This is a genomic window from Variovorax sp. EL159, from assembly GCF_900100965.1.
Taxonomy (GTDB): Bacteria; Pseudomonadota; Gammaproteobacteria; order Burkholderiales; family Burkholderiaceae_C; genus Variovorax.
The window spans coordinates 159,890-178,896 of sequence record NZ_FMUJ01000006.1 but is presented as its reverse complement, the minus strand read 5'-3'; the positions used below and the strand labels follow the sequence as shown (position 1 = coordinate 178,896).

Here is a 19,007-nt window from a genome sequence, read left to right as displayed (position 1 = left end):
GAAGGGTAAAAGGCCTCGTTTTGGCCCTCCCGTCTTAAAATCGCCGGTTATCTAAAGGCTGCACCTTCGTGTGGCCATGGAGTACCTGACTCAATGTTGCTTCCTGACTCTGCCGTTCTGAATGCGGCCATCGAATGGCTCGGACACGGCTTGTGGGATCTCACATGGTGGCAAATCGTGTTGTACACGCTCGTCACCACGCACATCACCATCGCGGCGGTCACGATTTTTCTGCACCGCACGCAGACGCACCGGGCCATGGATCTGGGCCCGATCCCCTCGCATTTCTTCCGCTTCTGGCTGTGGCTTGGCACCGGCATGGTGACCAAGGAATGGGTTGCCATTCATCGCAAGCACCACGCCAAGTGCGAAACCGTCGACGATCCGCACAGCCCGCAAGTCAAGGGCATCGACGAAGTGCTCTGGCGCGGCGCTGAACTGTATCGCGCCGAGTCGAAGAACAAGGAAACGATGGAGCGCTACGGTCACGGCACGCCCGATGACTGGATCGAGCGCAACCTCTACACGCGCTACAGCTGGCAAGGTGTCGGCCTCATGCTGGTCATCAACCTGGCGCTGTTCGGCACGCTCGGCATGGCCGTGTGGGCTGTGCAGATGCTCTGGATTCCGATCACTGCCGCCGGCATCATCAACGGCATTGGCCACTATTGGGGCTACCGCAACTTCGAGGCGCCCGATGCCAGCCGCAACATCATGCCCTGGGGCCTGATCATCGGTGGCGAAGAGCTGCACAACAACCACCACACCTACCCGACCTCGGCCAAGTTCTCGGTCAAGAAGTACGAGTTCGACATCGGCTGGATTTACATCCAGATGATGCAAAAGATCGGCTGGGCCAAGGTCAAGAAGGTGCCGCCGAAAATGCAGATGGGCGATATCCAGCCTGTTGCCAACGAAAAGACGCTCGAGGCCGTCATTGCCAACCGCTATGAAGTCATGGCTGGCTATGCCCGCGAGATGCGCCGTGCCACGAGCCAGGAGCTGGAGGCGCTGAAGACCAAGGGTGCCGACCTGTCGGTGCTCAAGGCGGCCAAGCGCTGGCTGCATCGGGATGACGACAAGGTGCCTGCATCGGCGCGCTCGCATGTCGTGCAAGCCCGCGCCGCTCACCCCGTGCTCGACAAGATGGTCACGATGCGCGAAGAGCTGCGCCAGCTCTGGCTGAACACCTCACAGTCGCGCGAGCAACTGGCGGCCGATCTGGCGGCCTGGTGCCATCGGGCGGAAGCCAGCGGTATTGCCGGGCTGCGCGACTTCTCGACCCGCCTGCGCGCTGCACGCGCTTGACACCGAGCGGGCTCACGCCCCCCTGCTCAATTGAAAGCCGACCTGGGGGTCGGTTTTTTCATGCCCGCCGTATTCGACTGTCTTGGAGGCGGGGTGGTGCAGGAAATGACGGGCAACAAAAAACCCGCTGGGTAAACAGCGGGTTTTTTTGTTTGGGAAAACCGAGGCTGAATTACTTCAGCTTGATTTCCTTGTATTCGACGTGCTTGCGCGCCTTGGGGTCGAACTTCATGATCGACATCTTTTCAGGCATCGTCTTCTTGTTCTTGCTGGTCGTGTAGAAGTGGCCGGTACCCGCGGTGGATTCCAGCTTGATCTTTTCGCGTCCGCCTTTGCTCGTTGCCATGATTCAGCTCCTTAAGCTTGGCCGCGTGCACGCAGGTCTGCGAGCACGGCGTCGATACCGTTCTTGTCGATCAGGCGCAGTGCAGCGCTCGAAACGCGCAGGCGAACCCAGCGGTTTTCAGTCTCGACCCAGAAACGGCGGTATTGCAGGTTCGGCAGGAACCGGCGCTTGGTTTTGTTGTTGGCGTGGGAAACGTTGTTTCCGACCATCGGGCCTTTGCCCGTTACGTCGCATACGCGTGCCATGTGGACACTCTTTCTTGAACAGCTGGCACCGGCGCAATCGTGGCGATTGCAGGGTGTTTTGCAGCTTGACCTCGCCAGAAACGGGTGGCGGTACCCCGGTTTTGCCGCAATCCGACCCCGGTAGGAGGTGGACCCTGTTTCGGCAAAGCCTCGGATTATAGCTCTTTTGCCGCTTGCGCGATCCTGGGGCTGGGGCACTGCGTTCCAGCTCCGCTGGAACGCAGGTTTCACAGAAAGGGAAAAGTGACGCCGGAGGCGGCGCGCAGCGTGGGCCGCGTTGACTTACTGCTCTTCGAGGAAGCGCTGTGCGTCGAGTGCCGCCATGCAACCCGTACCGGCGCTTGTAATGGCTTGGCGATAGATGTTGTCTTGCACATCGCCGGCCGCGAACACGCCGTGCACGCTGGTCATGGTCGCGAAGCCTTTCAGGCCCGAGCGCGTCACGATGTAGTTGTCCTTCATCTCCAGTTGGCCCTGGAAGATGTCGGTGTTCGGGTGATGCCCGATGGCGATGAAGCAACCCTTGAGATCGATCTGCTCGGTCGCGCCGGTTTGCGTGTTCTTGATACGGATGCCCGTCACGCCCGTACCGTCGCCCAGCACTTCGTCGAGTTGGTTGTGCAGCTTCAGCACGATCTTGCCTTCGGCCACTTTTTCCGTGACCTTGTCGATCAGGATCGGTTCGGCGCGGAACTTGTCGCGGCGATGAACCAGCGTGACCTTGTTGGCGATGTTGGAGAGGTAAAGCGCTTCTTCCACAGCCGTGTTGCCGCCGCCGATCACGCAGACTTCCTGCTCGCGATAGAAGAAGCCGTCGCAGGTCGCGCACGCGGAAACGCCGCGGCCCATGAACTTCTCTTCCGAATCGAGGCCCAGATATTTGGCGGAGGCACCGGTGGCGATGATCAACGAGTCGCAGGTGTAGGTGCCGCTGTCGCCGGTGAGGGTGAAGGGGCGCTTGCTCAGGTCGACCTTGTTGATGTGGTCGAACACGATCTGCGTCTTGAAGCGCTCCGCGTGCTCCAGGAAGCGTTGCATCAGCTCCGGGCCTTGCACGCCGTGCACGTCGGCCGGCCAGTTGTCGACTTCGGTGGTCGTCATCAGTTGACCGCCCTGTGCGATGCCGGTAATGAGCAAAGGCTGAAGATTTGCGCGGGCTGCGTAGACAGCGGCGGTATATCCGGCCGGGCCGGAGCCGAGAATTAAAACCTTGGCGTGTTGGGGAGCAGACATGAGTAGAAAACCTAGGATATACGCTGCTTCAGCGTGTACATTTTCAGGGTGGTAGCGATATATGTGGAGTATCACCGCTCGGTTCAACACCGGGTGCACGGTGTTTTCAATGCGCGCGATTGTAGTAATCCATTGGCTTGTCTTTTGGATCGCTCCGCGCGCTGTAGCAGGGATTGATAAATGTCGATGCTGTCCAACCTTGAATTGCTTCGGCGCGTTCCTTTGTTCGCGTCGCTGACTGCCACGCAGTCCGCAAGCATCGCGGACGCGATCATCAAGAAGCGTTTCAAGCGTGCTGAAGTTGTCGTGGAGCAGGGCAAGAAGTCCGATGCGCTCTACATCATCCTGACTGGTCGCGCTCGCGTCACCAGCGCCGACAGTCGCGGCCGGGAAGTGATCCTGGCCACGCTGCATCCCGGCGATTACCTGGGCGAAATGAGCCTGATCGACGACGAGCCGCATTCGGCCACCGTCCGCACCGAAATCCAGTGCGACGTGCTCATGCTGGGCCGCGACGCCTTTGCGCGCTGCCTGCCCGAGAACTCCTCGATGGCTTACAACATCATGCGCGGCCTGGTGCAGCGCCTGCGTCATGCCGACCGCAAGATCGAGTCGCTGGCGCTGATGGATGTCTACGGCCGTGTCGCGCGCTCGCTGCTCGAATTCGCTGTCGAGGACGGCGCGGGCAACCTCAAGGTCCGCGACAAGATCTCCCGCCAGGATCTGGCCAAGATGGTCGGCGCCTCACGCGAAATGGTGAGCCGTGTGATGAAAGACCTCGAAGAGCGTGGCTTCGTGCAGACCCAGGATGACGGCTCCATGATCGTCAAGGAACGGCTCCTGTCTCTCGCCTGAGCCTCCGGGGCCGGGCCGGCTTCGGGCGGCCGGGCCTTTTGTTGTAGTGTTCGTGCGTCCGGCTCCCGATTTTTGGGTCGGGCGCCGTGTTTTTCATGACCTATTCGCTCAATACGCTTCAATCTTCTTCTGCTGCCGAAGGGCAACCCGTGCGCGTGCGCGCCATGCGCTTCGCCCACGAAATCACGCTGATTGCAGGGTTTGCAGCGCTGTTGTTCTGGCTGCTCGCGATGCTGAGCTTCACGCCCTCCGATGCCGCGTGGTCAACCTCGGGCACGGGTGGCGACATCAAGAATTGGGGGGGGCGCATCGGCGCGTGGCTGGCTGATGGCAGCTATTTCCTGGCGGGCTATTCCGTCTGGTGGTGCCTTGCCGCGGGCTTGCGCGCGTGGCTCTCGTCACTGGCGAGCTGGCTGCGTGGCGGCGAAGCGGCCCCGGCCGAACAGCCTGTGAAGGGGCGCTTCAACCGCAGCCGCATCGCATTCTGGTTCGGCCTCATCCTGTTGCTGTGCGCGAGCACGATGCTCGAGTGGTCGCGCCTGTACCGCCTCGAATCCCATCTGCCCGGCTCTGGCGGCGGTGCTTTGGGCTACTTGGTGGGGCCGTCGAGTGTCCGCTGGATGGGCTTCACGGGCTCCGCGCTGGTGGCCATCGCCCTCGGCGTGGTCGGCTCTGCGCTGGTGTTCCGCTTCTCATGGAGCCTGATTGCCGAGCGCATCGGCGCGCGCGTCTATTCGCTGTTTGAGTCGCGTCGAGAAAAGCGCGAAATGGCGGCCGATATCGCCATGGGCAAACAGGCCGCTCGCGAGCGTGCCGAGGCCGACGAACCGGTCTTCACGCGCGGCGACTCGGGCAAGGGCAGCGAACCGTCATCCACGAATTTCGAGTCGCCTGTGTTCGGCGACGACGAGGACGACATCCACATCGAGCCGCGGCCCAAGCGCCGCGTCGCATCGCCGCCCGTACAGATCGAGCCCGCGATGACCGAAGTGCCCAAGAGCGATCGCGTCGTCAAGGAGCGCCAGAAGCCGCTCTTCAAGGAACTGCCCGACAGCAAGCTGCCGCAGGTCGATCTGCTCGATGCCGCGCTGGTGCGCCAGGAAACGGTGTCGCCCGACACGCTCGAGATGACCTCGCGCATGATCGAGAAAAAGCTGAAGGATTTCGGCGTCGAAGTGCGGGTGGTGCTGGCCTCGCCCGGCCCGGTCATCACGCGCTACGAAATCGAGCCCGCCACCGGCGTCAAGGGCTCGCAGATCGTCAACCTCGCGAAAGACCTCGCGCGTTCGCTCTCGCTGGTGTCGATCCGCGTGGTCGAAACCATTCCTGGCAAGAACTACATGGCGCTCGAACTCCCGAACGCCAAGCGCCAGTCGATCAAGCTCAGCGAAATCCTGGGCTCGCAGGTTTACAACGAAGGCAAGTCGATGCTCACGATGGGCCTCGGCAAGGACATCATCGGCAACCCCGTGGTGGCCGACCTCGCGAAGATGCCGCACGTGCTGGTGGCCGGTACCACCGGTTCGGGCAAGTCGGTGGGTATCAACGCCATGATCCTGTCGCTGCTCTACAAGGCCGAGGCACGCGATGTTCGCTTGCTGATGATCGACCCGAAGATGCTCGAAATGTCGGTCTACGAAGGCATCCCGCACCTGCTGGCGCCCGTGGTCACCGACATGCGACAGGCTGCGCACGGCCTGAACTGGTGCGTGGCCGAGATGGAGCGCCGCTACAAGCTCATGAGCAAGCTCGGCGTGCGCAACCTGGCCGGCTACAACACCAAGATCGACGAAGCCAAGGCGCGCGAGGAGTTCATCTACAACCCCTTCAGCCTCACGCCCGACGATCCGGAACCGTTGCGCCGCGAGCCGCACATCGTCGTCGTGATCGACGAGCTGGCCGACCTGATGATGGTCGTCGGCAAGAAGATCGAAGAACTCATTGCCCGCCTCGCGCAGAAGGCGCGCGCCGCCGGCATCCACCTGATCCTGGCCACGCAGCGCCCCAGCGTCGACGTGATCACCGGCCTGATCAAGGCCAACATCCCGACCCGCATCGCCTTCCAGGTGTCGAGCAAGATCGACAGCCGCACCATCCTCGACCAGATGGGCGCCGAAGCACTGCTCGGCATGGGCGACATGCTCTACATGCCCAGCGGCACCGGCTTGCCGGTGCGCGTGCACGGCGCCTTCGTGAGCGACGAAGAAGTGCACCGCGTGGTTGCCTACCTGAAGAGCCAGGGCGAGCCTGACTACATCGAAGGCGTGCTCGAAGGCGGCACGGTCGATGGCGACGGTGACGGTGACATGCTGGGTGGTGGCGGCGACGCCGAGAAAGACCCGATGTACGACCAGGCGGTCGAGGTCGTGCTCAAGAATCGCAAGGCCAGCATCTCGCTGGTGCAGCGCCATCTGAAGATCGGCTACAACCGCGCCGCGCGCCTTGTCGAAGACATGGAAAAGGCCGGCCTGGTCAGCGCCATGAGCGGCAGCGGCCAGCGCGAAATCCTGGTGCCCGCGCGCACGGAGTAATTCGCGAGGCGGGTTATCGGTATTCAGGTTACTTGCTGAAAAGCAATTTGCAAAAACACGCAAGAGGCGTCGCAAATCTTCATGAAGACCTGCACCGGCCTCAATTGGCTGCGTGTAGGGTCGATGCCAGGCATCACAGCTTTTCCGAGGAATTCAAATTGAAATTGCGTCATTGGCTATTGATCGGCCTTCTTTGTTCCGCCAACGCTTGGGCCGGCGGACTTGAAAGCCTCGAGACCTTCGTGAAGACGGTCAAATCGGGCCGCGCCGATTTCACCCAGACCGTGACGGCACCCGCGCGCGAAGGGCAACCGGGCCGCGTCAAGACATCGACCGGCACCTTCGAATTCCAGCGCCCCGGCAAATTCAAGTTCGACTACCAGAAGCCCTTTGCGCAAACCATCGTGGCCGACGGCAAGACGCTCTGGCTCTACGACGCCGACCTGAACCAGGTCACGCAGCGGGCCCAGGCCCAGGCGCTGGGCTCCACCCCCGCGGCATTGATTGCCGCCGCGCCCGATCTGCGTGCGCTGCAGGCCGATTTCGCGCTGGAAGCCGCGCCCGAGCGCGATGGCCTGCAGTGGATCAAGGCCACGCCGAAGAACAAGGATGGCCAGCTGCAAAGCGTGCAGGTCGGCTTTCAGGGCGATGCCCTGGCGGCGCTTGAAATTCTCGACAGCTTCGGCCAGCGCTCGGTGCTGAAGTTCAGCAAGGTCGAGGTGAATCCGTCGCTGCCCGCGAGTGTGTTCGACTTCAAGGCGCCTGCCGGCGCGGATGTCGTCAAGCAATAAGAAACCAGAAACAAGAGAAGTACAGCAGGCTTGGCCACCGCGCACCAACCCCTTGCCGAGCGCCTGCGTCCGAAGACGCTGGGCGAAGTGATTGGCCAGCAGCATCTGCTGGGGCCGGGCATGTCCCTGCGCATTGCCTTCGAGTCGGGCCAGCCGCACTCGTGCATCCTCTGGGGGCCGCCGGGCACCGGCAAGACCACGATCGCGCGGCTCATGGCCGATGCCTTCGATGCGCAGTTCCTGAGCATCAGTGCGGTGCTCGGCGGCGTGAAGGACATCCGCGAAGCGGTGGAGCGTGCAACGGCAGCGCGCGATGGTTTGGAGCAGCAGCGCACCATCGTCTTCGTCGATGAAGTGCATCGCTTCAACAAGAGCCAGCAGGATGCCTTCCTGCCGCATGTGGAGTCGGGCCTCTTCACCTTCATCGGCGCCACCACCGAGAACCCTTCGTTCGAGGTCAACTCGGCGCTGCTGTCGCGGGCGGCCGTCTACGTGCTGCAGTCGCTCAACGAAGACGACCTCAAGCAGATCGTCATGCGCGCCCAGGCGATACAGGCCGTGCCGGCCATCGACGATGCGGCGGTCGGCCGTTTGGTGGCTTATGCAGACGGCGATGCGCGCCGGCTGCTCAACACGCTGGAGACACTGGCCATTGCGGCCCGTGCCGAGAAGCTGGGCCACATCACCGACGAATGGCTCCTGCGTGTGCTCGGCGAGCGCATGCGCCGCTACGACAAGGGCGGCGAGCAGTTCTACGACACCATCAGCGCGTTGCACAAGTCGGTGCGTGGCAGCGACCCGGATGCCGCGCTCTACTGGTTCGTGCGCATGCTCGATGGCGGTGCCGATCCGCGCTACATGGCACGCCGGCTGGTGCGCATGGCGAGCGAAGACATCGGCCTGGCCGATCCGCGTGCGTTGCGGCTGGCGCTCGACGCGGCTGAGGTCTACGAACGCCTGGGCACGCCCGAAGGCGAACTGGCACTGGCCGAATGCGTGGTCTACCTTGCGATCGCGCCCAAGTCGAACGCGGTCTACAAGGCCTACAACGAAGTGCGCGCCCTTATCAAGAAAGACAGCACCCGCCCGGTGCCGATGCACCTGCGCAACGCGCCGACCAAGCTCATGAAGGAGCTCGACTACGGTAAGGGTTACCGCTATGCGCACGACGAAGAGGGCGGTTTCGCAGCCGGCGAGCGTTACCTTCCCGAGGGGTTGGAAGGTCAGGTTTTCTATGAACCGGTCGAGCGCGGACTCGAGATCCGCATCGGCGAAAAGCTGCGCGAACTGCGCCGCCTGAACGCCGAGCGAGACGACTGATACTGTCTTGCAACATGCGCTCAGGCGGCGCATGACCTCACGCGCATACAGCATGAGGTGAGCGGGTAAACCCCGGTCAACACGCACCAAATCAGCGCTGGTGCGTGACTACAATCCCGCCCACAAATCCGCCAGCGACACATGTTGGCTGGTTTTTTGCTTGTCAAGCCAAGGGCGCCAAACCGGTGCCTCGGTGGGTGAATGGCACCCCGCATCGGTGCAACACATAGGGAATCGCGTTATGGAAATATTGCTGCAGCAGATCATCAACGGTCTGGTCCTGGGCAGCATGTATGCCTTGATAGCCTTGGGCTACACCATGGTGTACGGCATCATCAATCTGATCAACTTTGCGCACGGGGAAGTGCTGATGGTGGGGGCACTCACCAGTTGGACCATCATCGGACTCATGCAGGACGCAATGCCCGGAACGCCCGGCTGGCTGATCCTCTTCATCGCGCTGATCATTGCCTGCATCGTCGCGGCAACCCTCAATTTCGTGATCGAGAAAGTGGCCTACAGGCCGCTGCGCAACAGCCCCAAGCTTGCTCCGCTCATCACCGCCATCGGCATGTCGATCCTGCTGCAGACGCTGGCAATGATCATCTGGAAGCCGACCAACAAGGCCTACCCCAACCTCTTGCCGACCGACCCGATCCACTTGGGCGGCGCAGTCATCTCTCCCACGCAGGTCATGATTCTCAGCGTCACGGCGTTCTCGCTCGTGGTGCTGATGTGGGTGGTCAACTACACCAAGCTCGGCCGCGCGATGCGCGCCACCGCCGAGAACCCGCGCGTTGCGGCGCTCATGGGCATTCGCCCCGACATGGTCATCTCGGCCACCTTCATCATCGGCGCCATCCTCGCGGCCATCGCCGGTGTGATGTATGCCTCCAACTACGGCATCGCACAGCACGCGATGGGCTTCCTGCCCGGCCTGAAGGCCTTCACCGCGGCGGTGTTCGGCGGCATCGGCAACCTCGCGGGCGCGGTGGTCGGCGGCATCCTGCTGGGCCTCATCGAAGCCATCGGCTCCGGCTACATCGGCACCCTCACGGGTGGTGTGCTGGGCAGCAACTACAGCGACATCTTCGCGTTCATCGTGCTGATCGTCATGCTCACGCTGCGGCCCTCGGGCCTGCTCGGCGAGCGCGTGGCGGACCGTGCCTGAGGAGCGACGCATCATGAAGAACAGCAAGAACCTCGCTCTCTACATCATCGGCGCCATCGCCGTGCTTGCCCTGCCGCTGCTGCTGCAGATGCAAGGCAACGCCTGGGTGCGCATCGCCGACATCGCATTGCTCTACGTGCTGCTCGCACTGGGCCTGAACATCGTGGTCGGCTACGCCGGCCTGCTCGACCTGGGCTACGTTGCCTTCTTCGCGGTGGGCGCTTATCTCTTCGCGCTGATGGGCTCGTCGCACCTGACCGAAACCTTCCCGTGGTTCGCGCAGATGTTCCCGAACGGCATGCACACCTCGCTGCTGATCGTGGTGCCGCTGGCGCTGGTGGTGGCCGGTTGTCTTGGCGTGCTGCTCGGCGCGCCCACGCTCAAGCTGCGCGGCGACTACCTGGCCATCGTCACGCTCGGCTTCGGTGAAATCATCCGCGTGTTCCTGAACAACCTCGACCAGCCGGTGAACATCACCAACGGTCCGAAGGGCATCACCGCCATCGACTCCATCAAGTTCTGGGGCCTCGACCTCGGCAAGGCCTGGAAGTTCGATGGCTTCTCGATCTCGTCGGTGTCGCTCTACTACTACCTGTTCCTTGCACTGGTGGTTGCCACGGTGATCATTTCGCATCGCCTGCAGATCTCGCGCATCGGCCGTGCCTGGATGGCGATCCGCGAAGACGAAATCGCCGCCAAGGCCATGGGTATCAACACCCGCAACATGAAGCTGCTGGCTTTCGGCATGGGCGCCAGCTTCGGTGGCGTGTCGGGCGCGATGTTCGCGGCCTTCCAGGGCTTCGTGTCGCCCGAGTCCTTCAGCCTGATGGAGTCGGTGATGATCGTCGCGATGGTCGTGCTCGGCGGCATCGGGCACTTGCCCGGCGTCATCCTCGGCGCCGTGCTGCTGGCTGCGTTGCCCGAAGTGCTGCGCTACGTGGCAGGCCCGTTGCAGTCGATGACCGACGGCCGCCTCGACGCATCGATCCTGCGCCAGCTCTTCATTGCGCTGGCCATGATCATCATCATGCTGCTGCGTCCGCGCGGCCTCTGGCCTTCGCCGGAGCATGGCAAGACGCTGACCAAGAAGGGTGGCGTGCCCGTCGATCCGGCCCATGCGGCCGTGGCACCGGGGTCGCTGCAAACCCACGCGCCGGGCATCGACACGCCGGCCGATGAATTACCGGGCCCGGCTTCACGTCCCATGTCCATCAATCCGTGAGCGCAGGAGACACAGACATGACGACAGACACCATCCTCGACGTTCGCGGCATCTCCAAACGCTTCGGCGGGCTGCAGGCCCTCTCGGACGTGGGCATCACCATCAAGCGCGGCCAGGTCTACGGACTCATTGGCCCCAATGGCGCGGGCAAGACGACCTTCTTCAACGTGATCACCGGGCTCTACACGCCCGACAGCGGTACCTTCGAGCTGGCCGGCAAGCCCTACCAGCCGACGGCCGTGCACGAAGTGGCCAAGGCCGGCATTGCACGCACCTTCCAGAACATCCGCCTCTTCGCCGAAATGACGGCGCTGGAGAACGTGATGGTCGGCCGCCACATCCGCACGAAATCGGGCGTGTTCGGCGCTATGCTGCGCACCGGCAGCTTCAAGGCCGAAGAGGCCGCCATCGCCAAGCGCGCGCAAGAGTTGCTCGACTACGTGGGCATCGGCAAGTTTGCCGACTACAAGGCCCGCACGCTGTCGTACGGCGACCAGCGCCGCCTGGAGATCGCCCGCGCGCTGGCCACCGACCCGCAGCTCATCGCTCTGGACGAACCCGCCGCCGGCATGAACTCGACCGAGAAGGTCCTGCTGCGCGAGCTGATCGACCGCATCCGCAAGGACGACCGCACGATCCTGATCATCGAACACGACGTCAAGCTCATCATGGGCCTGTGCGACCGCGTCACCGTGCTGGACTACGGCAAGCAGATTGCCGAAGGCACCCCGGTCGACGTGCAGAAGAACGAGAAGGTGATCGAGGCTTACCTCGGCACCGGAGGACATTGAGATGACGACGATGACGAGCGAAGCAGAAACCCTGGCCACGGCCGCGCAGGCCAAGGCCACCGGCAAGACGCTGCTGAAGGTCAACGGCCTGAAGGTGGGTTACGGCGGCATCCAGGCCGTCAAGGGCGTGGACTTCGAGGTTCGCGAAGGCGAGCTGGTGTCGCTGATCGGCTCCAACGGCGCCGGCAAGACGACCACCATGAAGGCCATCACCGGCACGCTGCCCGCGGGCGCGGGCCACATCGAATTTTTGGGCCGCAGCATCAAGGGGCGCGGCGCCTGGGACCTGGTGGAAGAAGGGCTCGTGATGGTGCCGGAAGGCCGTGGCGTGTTCACGCGCATGACCATCACCGAGAACCTGCAGATCGGTGCCTACATCCGCAAGGACAAGGCGGCCATTGCCAGCGACATGGAGCGCGTGTTCGTCACCTTCCCGCGCCTGCGCGAGCGCAAGGACCAACTGGCCGGCACCATGTCGGGCGGCGAACAACAGATGCTGGCCATGGGCCGTGCGCTGATGGCGCGCCCCAAGGTGCTGCTGCTCGACGAGCCCACGATGGGCTTGTCGCCCATCATGTGCGACAAGATCTTCGAGGTGGTGCAGACCGTGGCCTCGCAAGGCGTCACGATCCTGCTGGTGGAGCAGAACGCCAACCGCGCATTGCAACTGGCCGACCGTGGCTATGTGATGGAGTCGGGCCTCATCACAATGAATGGTGACGCCAAGGAACTGCTGCGCGACCCGCGCGTGCGTGCTGCGTACCTCGGGGAGTAAGCGAATGAAGGGCCGCGCGGCCCTTCACTGAGTGGCACGGCCATCGTTCGGCCCCCAAAAGTTGAGGGCCTTGAGGCCGCCGTGCAGCGGCTTCCTTGTCAATCGACCTTTGCGCCCGTGGCCTTCACGACCTTCTCGTACTTGGCCAGTTCGCTCTTCATGAAGGCGCCGAACTGCTCAGGAGAACTGCCCACGGGCTCGGCCAGCAGCGAGGCGAAGCGGGTCTTCGTTTCCGGCGCATTCAGCGCGGCGACAAAGGCCTGATTGAGCTTGACGATCACGTCGTGCGGCGTGCCCGCCGGCGCCACCAAGCCCCACCAGGTATCGATCGAGAAGCCCTTGAGCGTATCGGCCACAGGCGGCACCTCGGGCAGCGAACTGCTGCGCTGCAAGGTCGTCACCGCAATCGCTTTCAGCTTGCCCGAGCGGATGTTCGGCGCCGCGGTCGCCAGGTTGTCGAAGTTGAAATCGACCTGCCCGGAAATCAGTGCCAGCTGCGCCGGGCTGCCGCCGTTGTACGGAATGTGCACCGCGAAGATGCCGGCTTCCTTCTTGAACAACTCGCCCGCCAGATGGCCGGCGCTGCCGTTGCCGCCGCTGCCGTAGTTGAGCTTGGCGGGGTTGGCCTTGGCGTAGCGGATCAGGTCGGCCACGGTGTTGATGTTCAGGCGCCTGGCGGTGTCGGCGTTCATCACCAGCACGTTGGGCACGCGGACCATCTGCGTGATCGGCGCGAAGTCGGTCGCGGCGTTGAACGGGATCTTGTTGTACAGCCACGGGTTGACCGCATTGGTGGCGGTGGCCGCGATGCCGATCGTCAGGCCGTCGGCGGGCGCCTTCGCCACGGCGTCGGCGCCGATGTTGCCGCCCGCACCCGGCTTGTTGTCGATGATGACCGGGCCCAGCGTGTCCTTGACGCGTTCGGCCAGGATGCGCGCCGTGTTGTCGATCGGGCCGCCCGCGGCGTACGGAACCACAAGGCGGATCGGGCGTTGCTGCTGGGCGTTGGCGTGGCCGGCGCCCAGCAGGGCGGTGGCGCTGGCAAGCAGGGTCAGGAGGAAGTTTCGCGTTTTCATTTTTTCTCGGATCTCAACATCTCATGGGCGCAGGAACACTGCGGAGCGGGCCTCTGCGGGCCGTCGGTGTTGTCCCTTGTCAGGCGTTGCGGCGCGACCTGCGCGTCGCTGGTCAGGGGATGGCCTTGTCGGCCTCCGTGGTGAAGGCGTCGGCAAAGAACTCTTCTTCGGGCAGGCCCGCCAGCGCCACGTAGTCGCGCTTGGCCGAGTCGACCACGATGGGCGCGCCGCAGGCATAGACCTGATGGCCCGAGAGGTCCGCAAAGTCTTCCAGCACCGCCTGGTGAACGAAGCCGGTGCGGCCCGTCCAGTTGTCTTCGGGCGTGGCGTTCGAAATCACCGGCACGTAGCGCAGGTTCGGCATCTCGGTCAGCTGGTCGCGCACCCATGCGTCCATGTAGAGGTCTTCGGGCCGGCGGCCGCCCCAGTAGAGCGTGGCAGGCCGTTCGATGGCCTTGAATTTCATGTGCTCCAGCAGCGCCTTGATCGGCGCGAAGCCCGTGCCCGAAGCCAGCAGGATCAGCGGCTTGTCGGAGTCCTCGCGCAGGAAGAAGCTGCCGAAGGGGCCTTCGATGCGCAGGATTTCCTTTTCCTTCATGGCGCCGAACACATGGTCGGTGAACTTGCCACCGGGCAGATGCCGCAGGTGCAGCTCGATGCCCGTGCCCGGCTGGCTCAGCGTGTGTGGCGCATTGGCCATCGAGTAGCTGCGGCGCGCACCGTCGCGCAGGATGAACTCCACGTACTGGCCCGCATGGAACTGCAGCGGTTCGCCTGCCGGCAACTGCAGGCGCAGCATGATCACGTCGTGCGACTGGCGGGTGAGGGCCTGCACCCGCACCGGCATCTTGCGGATCGGGAGTGCCCCGACCTCGGTCACCTGGCGCGATTCGAGGACCACGTCGCTCTTGGCATGGGCGCAGCAGGTCAGCACGAAGCCCGCGAGCTGTTCCTCGGCGCTCAGGGCCTTGCTTTGATGCGGGCCGAGGACGACCTCGCCCGAGAGCTTCTTGCACTTGCAGGAGCCGCAGGCGCCGTCCTTGCAGCCATAGGGCAGGCCGATGCCTTGCCGGATGCCGGCCGCGAGGATGGTCTCGTCGCCCTGCACCACGAAATGGCGCCCGCTGGGCTCGACGGTGATGGAAAAGCCCGCTTCATGCGGTGCTGCAGCAGTCATCGGTATTCTTCGGCTTGTTTTCAGCCTGGGTCTGAAAGAGAAAGGAAACGGGATTTTGCCTTCAATCAATAGTCCCTCCGGCGCGCTGCCGGCGAGGTTCCGGCGCGAGCGCCTCCTGATCGTCGGTTGCGGCGACGTGGGCCAGCGCGTCGCGCGCGATCTGCGGGGGCGCATGCAACTGGTGGCGCTCACTTCGTCGACCGACCGGGTGACCGCCTTGCGCGCGGCAGGAGTCCGGCCGCTGGTGGGCAATCTGGATGACGCGAAGACGCTGCGCCGCCTGGCCGGCATCGCCACGCGCGTGCTGCACCTGGCGCCGCCCGCACGAGACGGCGGCACCGCCTGGTGGCGCGACCAGCGCACCACGGCACTGGCGCGTGCGTTACGGCTGCGTTCGGCACCGGCCGTTTTCGTGTACGGCTCGACCAGTGGCGTGTATGGCGACTGCGGCGGCGCGCGCGTGAGCGAAACGCGCGCCGTGCGGCCCGATACGCCGCGTTCCCACCGGCGCGTCGACGCCGAACGTGCCGTCCGCTGGCTCGGCCGCAGCGCTGGCGTGCGCGCGAGCATCCTGCGCATTCCTGGCATCTACGCGCCAGACCGCGAGAACGGCACGCCGCGCGGGCGCCTGCAGCGCGGCACACCCGTGCTGCGGCGCGAGGACGATGTCTACACCAGCCATATCCACGCCGACGACCTGGCGCATGCCTGCGAGGCCGCGTTGTTCCGAGGCCGGCCGCAGCGCATCGTGCATGCGTCGGACGACACCGAACTGCGCATGGGCGACTACATGGACCTGGCCGCCGATCTGTACGGCCTGCAGCGCCCGCCGCGCGTGGCCCGCGATGAGGCCGAGCGGCAGTTGCCGCTGCAGCTGCTGAGCTTCATGGGGGAATCGCGCCGGCTCGACAACGCACGGCTCAAGAAGGAGCTGCGCGTGCGGCTTGCGCACCCGACCGTGCACACCGGCCTGATTTGACGAAGAGAGACGAGGCAGCCAATGAGCGAGCGCATCACCCGTGTTCCTGACGGCCATCCCGAATTCGGGTCGACGGCCGTCTTCGACGCTTTCAAATACGCCGCAGGCGTCAAGGCCGGCGGCCTGCTGTTCGTTGCGGGCCAGATCGGCCTTCGGCCGGATGGCAGCGTGCCCGAGACGGCTGCAGAGCAGGCGGACTGGGCCTTCAGGCGGCTGGGTGTGGTGCTCGAGGCCGAAGGGCTGGGGTTTCGCGACCTCGTGGAGATCGTCACGTACCACGTGAACATCGACAGCCAACTGGCCGACTTTCGCGAAGTGAAAGACCGCTATATCCAGCAGGACTATCCGGCCTGGACGATCCTGGGTGTGGCCGCCTTGGCGCGGGCTTCGTTGCTGGTGGAGATACGGGCCGTGGCAGCCCTGAGGGCCTGATGCCGATGGATGCGAACCAGAGCGGTTGTCGCTTGGGTTGCAGAACAAGACGCGGTGCTGGGCCGGAATTGCAGATGGGGCTGCAGGCCGCACGAACACTGGAGCACGCGGTTCTGTAGGTGTCACCTGCGGACACCAGGTCGAATCCGGCAAGGCCTGAGCCATTGGCGTCGCAAGGCTGAGCTCCATTCAACGGCGAACCGAACAGTCAAGACAGCGCACAAGCCATCAGAAAAAGACGCGGATCACGCAGCATCAGAAGTGTGAACAAAACGTCACATGTCAGTCATCTGCGCCGACTAGTCTCGCCCGCACGCTCACCCGGGCCGCACAGCGGACGGCCGCTTTCCTGCCTTTTCGTTGCTGCTGCTGTTGATCTCCCGTCACATGATCCGTACTTCCGCATCGGGCGGTGCCCTGACACTGTCCTGGTGCCTGGTCATGGCGCTGGTAATGTGCGCCGCCCACGCTGCAGCAGCAGCCGACGACGTGGCGACCGACGCGGCATCTCTGCATTTCGACCTGTCGGCGCAGCCGCTGGCGCGCTCCCTTGCCGTCTTCGGCCAACTCACCGGTCACTCGGTGCTCGTCACCAGTCGCCTCACCGATGGCCGCGAGGCGTCGCCGGTGCAGGGCGACTTCACGCCGCGCGAGGCGCTGCAACGCATGCTTGTCGGCACCGGGCTGGTGGCCCGCTACACAGGCGCCAGCGCGTTCACGCTCGTGCCGGTACAGGCGGCGACCGGTGTTCAGGGCGAGCGCGCGCCGACGGGTGCTGCCACGGCCGGCAATGCGCATGCCTTGCAGGCCTATGCGGCCGTCCTGCAGGGGGCGGTCACGCGCGTGCTGTGCATCGCGCAGCCCGACGCCTTCGGCCGCTACCGGCTCGCGATCCAGTTGTGGATCGACCCGGCAGGCGCCGTCGCCGATGCCCGCCTGCTCGAGGGCAGCGGCGTGCAGGCGCGCGACGCCACGGTGCTCGCGAGCCTGCGCGCGCTCGGCCTGGATGCGCCGCCGCCGGCCGCGCTGCCGCAGCCCTTCACCCTCTTGCTGACCCCGCGTCCCGACCCGGCGCGCGACTGCCGGCCTTATCTGGATGCGCGCAGCGGGCGCGCCACGGGCTGAGGCGTCGGCGCGATGTCCGAGTCGATCAAGGCCTCGCTGCGCGCGCTGTTCCTGGCGCGCTATGCGCAGTTCCGCAAGCACCTGCACCATCGCCTCGGTTCGGAAGATCTCGCCAACGACGCGCTGCAGGAGGCCTACCTGCGCGTGGAGAACTCCACCGTGCGAAGCGCCGTGCGCTACCCCTCGGCCTATCTGTTCCGCATTGCGCTCAACGTCGCGGAAGACCAGCGCAAGAGCAACTCGCGGCTGCTGAGCGTGGGCGAGGTCGAGGCGCTGTACGACATGGCCGACGAGGCCGCCGATCCGGCGCGCGGCGCCGAGGCGCGCAACGAACTGGAGGCGCTCGAGCGCGCACTGGCCGAGTTGCCGCGCCGCCGCCGCGCCATCGTGCTGGCCGCGCGCGTCGACGAGATGCCGCACAAGGACATCGCGACGCGCTACGGCGTGTCGGCACGCACCGTCGAGAAGGAGTTGCGTGCCGGCCTGGAGCATTGCTGCGAGCGGCTCGGCAGAGATTTCATCCAACGCTTCGGTCCCGGCGCCGGAAAACAGTCTTCCCATGATGACAGCTGAAGAACCCGGAGCGACCGAGGCCATGAAGACCCTGCAACGCGAAGCGCAGGCCTGGGTGGTGCGGCTCGGCTCGCAGCAGGTAACCGAAGCCGACGGCCAGGCCTTCCGGCACTGGTGCGCGCGCAGCCGCGACCATGCGCAGGCCTTCGTGCAGGCGCGGCAGGTGTGGCAGGCCATGGCGCCGGCCGCGCAGCGCGTGCAGCAGCAAGAACAGCAAGCGCGCGAGGCGACCCGCCGCCTGCCCGTGCCCATGCCTGGGCGCCGCGCCTTCCTGGGTGGCGCGGTGGCGGCGTCGGCCGCCTACCTTGCGGTGTCGCCGCCGCTGGCGCTGTGGCCGTCGGTTGTCGAGTGGGGTGACGATTACCACACCGCCACCGGCGAACAGCGCGAGGTCGCCATGGGCGACGGCGTGGTGCTGCAGATGAACACGCAGACGCGCATCAACCTGCACCGCGGTGCGGCGCAGGAACGTGCAGGCGAGGCCATCGAACTGGTGTCCGGCGAGGCCGAGGTGCTGGCCGATGGTTTGGCATCGGCGCGCGTCACGGTGGCAGCGGGTGGCGGCGTGGTGTCGGCGACGCGCGCGCGCTTCAACATCCGCCACCTCGACGGCGAGGTCTGCGTGACCTGCCTTGCGGGACAGGTCGACGTGGCGCAAGGCACGCAGCATGCGCAGCTCGACGAGGGCCGGCAGCTGCGCTACGGCCCCGCCGGGCTCGGCGTCGTCACGGGTGTGGACACCGGTCCCGTCATCGCGTGGCGTCGCCGCCAGCTCGTGTTCGACCAGGTGCCGCTGTCGCAGGTGGTGGCCGAGGTCAATCGCTACCGCCGCGGCCGGCTCATCCTCACGAGCGAGGCGCTGGGCCGCAGCCGCGTGCAGGCCAGTTTCTCCATCGACCGGCTGGACGACGTGGCTTTTCTCGTGCGCGATGTCTACGGCGCCGAACTCACGCAGTTGCCCGGCGGCATCGTGCTGCTGGGCGCTGCGAACGCCTGAGACGTACTGGTGTGCGCCTTCGTGAAGATTTCGTGACATGGTGCAGTCGCGCCGGACCTT

19 protein-coding genes are annotated in these 19,007 nt (G+C 64.7%); 14 read left to right on the top strand and 5 right to left on the bottom strand.

What is annotated here, in order from left to right; all coding sequences use genetic code 11:
• Positions 1 to 93: 93 nt before the first annotated feature.
• Positions 94 to 1,308 (top strand): DesA family fatty acid desaturase, encoded by a 1,215-nt coding sequence (locus tag BLQ28_RS24800; protein WP_093245863.1) that lies wholly within the window; start codon positions 94 to 96, stop codon positions 1,306 to 1,308.
• Positions 1,309 to 1,480: 172 nt separating this feature from the next.
• On the opposite strand, the gene rpmG is transcribed toward BLQ28_RS24800, so the two are convergent.
• From rpmG to trxB, 3 genes are all read right to left on the bottom strand, one after another.
• The gene (rpmG, locus tag BLQ28_RS24795) at positions 1,481 to 1,654 is read right to left on the bottom strand and encodes a 50S ribosomal protein L33 (RefSeq protein ID WP_007830291.1); all 174 of its coding nucleotides are present in this window, start codon (positions 1,652 to 1,654) and stop codon (positions 1,481 to 1,483) included.
• Positions 1,655 to 1,665: 11 nt separating this feature from the next.
• Positions 1,666 to 1,899 (bottom strand): 50S ribosomal protein L28, encoded by a 234-nt coding sequence (gene rpmB, locus BLQ28_RS24790; RefSeq protein WP_007830293.1) that lies wholly within the window; start codon positions 1,897 to 1,899, stop codon positions 1,666 to 1,668.
• A gap of 282 nt (positions 1,900 to 2,181) precedes the next feature.
• Positions 2,182 to 3,132: a thioredoxin-disulfide reductase gene (trxB, locus tag BLQ28_RS24785; protein WP_093245861.1), complete on the bottom strand. Its 951-nt coding sequence runs from the start codon at positions 3,130 to 3,132 to the stop codon at positions 2,182 to 2,184.
• Between the two features lie 180 nt (positions 3,133 to 3,312).
• Here trxB and BLQ28_RS24780 point away from each other — a divergent pair, with 180 nt between their 5' ends.
• From BLQ28_RS24780 to BLQ28_RS24745, 8 genes are all read left to right on the top strand, one after another.
• Complete coding sequence (locus tag BLQ28_RS24780; protein WP_093245859.1) at positions 3,313 to 3,987, top strand: Crp/Fnr family transcriptional regulator; 675 nt, start codon at positions 3,313 to 3,315, stop codon at positions 3,985 to 3,987.
• Between the two features lie 95 nt (positions 3,988 to 4,082).
• Positions 4,083 to 6,518, top strand: a complete 2,436-nt coding sequence (locus BLQ28_RS24775) for a DNA translocase FtsK (RefSeq protein WP_093245857.1) — start codon at positions 4,083 to 4,085, stop codon at positions 6,516 to 6,518.
• A gap of 158 nt (positions 6,519 to 6,676) precedes the next feature.
• A complete protein-coding gene (lolA, locus tag BLQ28_RS24770; protein ID WP_093245855.1) occupies positions 6,677 to 7,309 on the top strand; it encodes an outer membrane lipoprotein periplasmic chaperone LolA in 633 nt (210 codons plus the stop codon).
• A gap of 30 nt (positions 7,310 to 7,339) precedes the next feature.
• Positions 7,340 to 8,629, top strand: coding sequence for a replication-associated recombination protein A (locus BLQ28_RS24765; protein WP_093245853.1), 1,290 nt, complete (start codon positions 7,340 to 7,342; stop codon positions 8,627 to 8,629).
• A gap of 241 nt (positions 8,630 to 8,870) precedes the next feature.
• Positions 8,871 to 9,800 (top strand): branched-chain amino acid ABC transporter permease, encoded by a 930-nt coding sequence (locus BLQ28_RS24760; protein WP_093245852.1) that lies wholly within the window; start codon positions 8,871 to 8,873, stop codon positions 9,798 to 9,800.
• A gap of 13 nt (positions 9,801 to 9,813) precedes the next feature.
• Positions 9,814 to 11,022 carry a branched-chain amino acid ABC transporter permease gene (locus tag BLQ28_RS24755; RefSeq protein ID WP_093245850.1) on the top strand — a complete coding sequence of 403 codons (1,209 nt, stop codon included), beginning with the start codon at positions 9,814 to 9,816 and terminating at the stop codon, positions 11,020 to 11,022.
• Between the two features lie 17 nt (positions 11,023 to 11,039).
• Entirely contained in the window at positions 11,040 to 11,813 is a 774-nt protein-coding gene (locus tag BLQ28_RS24750) for an ABC transporter ATP-binding protein (protein ID WP_093245848.1), read from the top strand.
• A gap of 10 nt (positions 11,814 to 11,823) precedes the next feature.
• A complete protein-coding gene (locus tag BLQ28_RS24745) occupies positions 11,824 to 12,588 on the top strand; it encodes an ABC transporter ATP-binding protein (RefSeq protein ID WP_093246165.1) in 765 nt (254 codons plus the stop codon).
• A 98-nt stretch (positions 12,589 to 12,686) separates the two neighbouring features.
• On the opposite strand, the gene BLQ28_RS24740 is transcribed toward BLQ28_RS24745, so the two are convergent.
• Both BLQ28_RS24740 and BLQ28_RS24735 read right to left on the bottom strand, forming a co-directional pair.
• A complete protein-coding gene (locus BLQ28_RS24740; protein ID WP_093245846.1) occupies positions 12,687 to 13,664 on the bottom strand; it encodes a Bug family tripartite tricarboxylate transporter substrate binding protein in 978 nt (325 codons plus the stop codon).
• Positions 13,665 to 13,776: 112 nt separating this feature from the next.
• The gene (locus BLQ28_RS24735) at positions 13,777 to 14,841 is read right to left on the bottom strand and encodes a CDP-6-deoxy-delta-3,4-glucoseen reductase (protein WP_093245844.1); all 1,065 of its coding nucleotides are present in this window, start codon (positions 14,839 to 14,841) and stop codon (positions 13,777 to 13,779) included.
• 55 nt (positions 14,842 to 14,896) lie between these two features.
• Here BLQ28_RS24735 and BLQ28_RS24730 point away from each other — a divergent pair, with 55 nt between their 5' ends.
• From BLQ28_RS24730 to BLQ28_RS24710, 5 genes are all read left to right on the top strand, one after another.
• Positions 14,897 to 15,820: an SDR family oxidoreductase gene (locus tag BLQ28_RS24730; protein WP_093245842.1), complete on the top strand. Its 924-nt coding sequence runs from the start codon at positions 14,897 to 14,899 to the stop codon at positions 15,818 to 15,820.
• A gap of 21 nt (positions 15,821 to 15,841) precedes the next feature.
• The gene (locus tag BLQ28_RS24725) at positions 15,842 to 16,252 is read left to right on the top strand and encodes a RidA family protein (RefSeq protein ID WP_093245840.1); all 411 of its coding nucleotides are present in this window, start codon (positions 15,842 to 15,844) and stop codon (positions 16,250 to 16,252) included.
• Positions 16,253 to 16,639: 387 nt separating this feature from the next.
• Complete coding sequence (locus BLQ28_RS24720; RefSeq protein WP_143012570.1) at positions 16,640 to 17,377, top strand: STN domain-containing protein; 738 nt, start codon at positions 16,640 to 16,642, stop codon at positions 17,375 to 17,377.
• Positions 17,378 to 17,389: 12 nt separating this feature from the next.
• A complete protein-coding gene (locus BLQ28_RS24715; protein WP_093245836.1) occupies positions 17,390 to 17,950 on the top strand; it encodes an RNA polymerase sigma factor in 561 nt (186 codons plus the stop codon).
• Positions 17,951 to 17,972: 22 nt separating this feature from the next.
• Entirely contained in the window at positions 17,973 to 18,947 is a 975-nt protein-coding gene (locus tag BLQ28_RS24710) for a FecR family protein (protein WP_256327445.1), read from the top strand.
• Positions 18,948 to 19,007 lie beyond the last annotated feature (60 nt).

Coding starts and splice junctions, on each gene's coding strand:
- BLQ28_RS24715 (WP_093245836.1), top strand. CDS start 17,390: ATGTCCGAGTCGATCAAGGCCTCGCTGCGCGCGCTGTTCCTGGCGCGC.
- trxB (WP_093245861.1), bottom strand. CDS start 3,132: ATGTCTGCTCCCCAACACGCCAAGGTTTTAATTCTCGGCTCCGGCCCG.
- BLQ28_RS24800 (WP_093245863.1), top strand. CDS start 94: ATGTTGCTTCCTGACTCTGCCGTTCTGAATGCGGCCATCGAATGGCTC.
- rpmG (WP_007830291.1), bottom strand. CDS start 1,654: ATGGCAACGAGCAAAGGCGGACGCGAAAAGATCAAGCTGGAATCCACC.
- BLQ28_RS24725 (WP_093245840.1), top strand. CDS start 15,842: ATGAGCGAGCGCATCACCCGTGTTCCTGACGGCCATCCCGAATTCGGG.
- BLQ28_RS24735 (WP_093245844.1), bottom strand. CDS start 14,841: ATGACTGCTGCAGCACCGCATGAAGCGGGCTTTTCCATCACCGTCGAG.
- BLQ28_RS24740 (WP_093245846.1), bottom strand. CDS start 13,664: ATGAAAACGCGAAACTTCCTCCTGACCCTGCTTGCCAGCGCCACCGCC.
- BLQ28_RS24780 (WP_093245859.1), top strand. CDS start 3,313: ATGTCGATGCTGTCCAACCTTGAATTGCTTCGGCGCGTTCCTTTGTTC.
- BLQ28_RS24755 (WP_093245850.1), top strand. CDS start 9,814: ATGAAGAACAGCAAGAACCTCGCTCTCTACATCATCGGCGCCATCGCC.
- BLQ28_RS24720 (WP_143012570.1), top strand. CDS start 16,640: ATGATCCGTACTTCCGCATCGGGCGGTGCCCTGACACTGTCCTGGTGC.
- BLQ28_RS24760 (WP_093245852.1), top strand. CDS start 8,871: ATGGAAATATTGCTGCAGCAGATCATCAACGGTCTGGTCCTGGGCAGC.
- BLQ28_RS24750 (WP_093245848.1), top strand. CDS start 11,040: ATGACGACAGACACCATCCTCGACGTTCGCGGCATCTCCAAACGCTTC.
- rpmB (WP_007830293.1), bottom strand. CDS start 1,899: ATGGCACGCGTATGCGACGTAACGGGCAAAGGCCCGATGGTCGGAAAC.
- BLQ28_RS24775 (WP_093245857.1), top strand. CDS start 4,083: ATGACCTATTCGCTCAATACGCTTCAATCTTCTTCTGCTGCCGAAGGG.
- BLQ28_RS24745 (WP_093246165.1), top strand. CDS start 11,824: ATGACGAGCGAAGCAGAAACCCTGGCCACGGCCGCGCAGGCCAAGGCC.
- BLQ28_RS24710 (WP_256327445.1), top strand. CDS start 17,973: ATGAAGACCCTGCAACGCGAAGCGCAGGCCTGGGTGGTGCGGCTCGGC.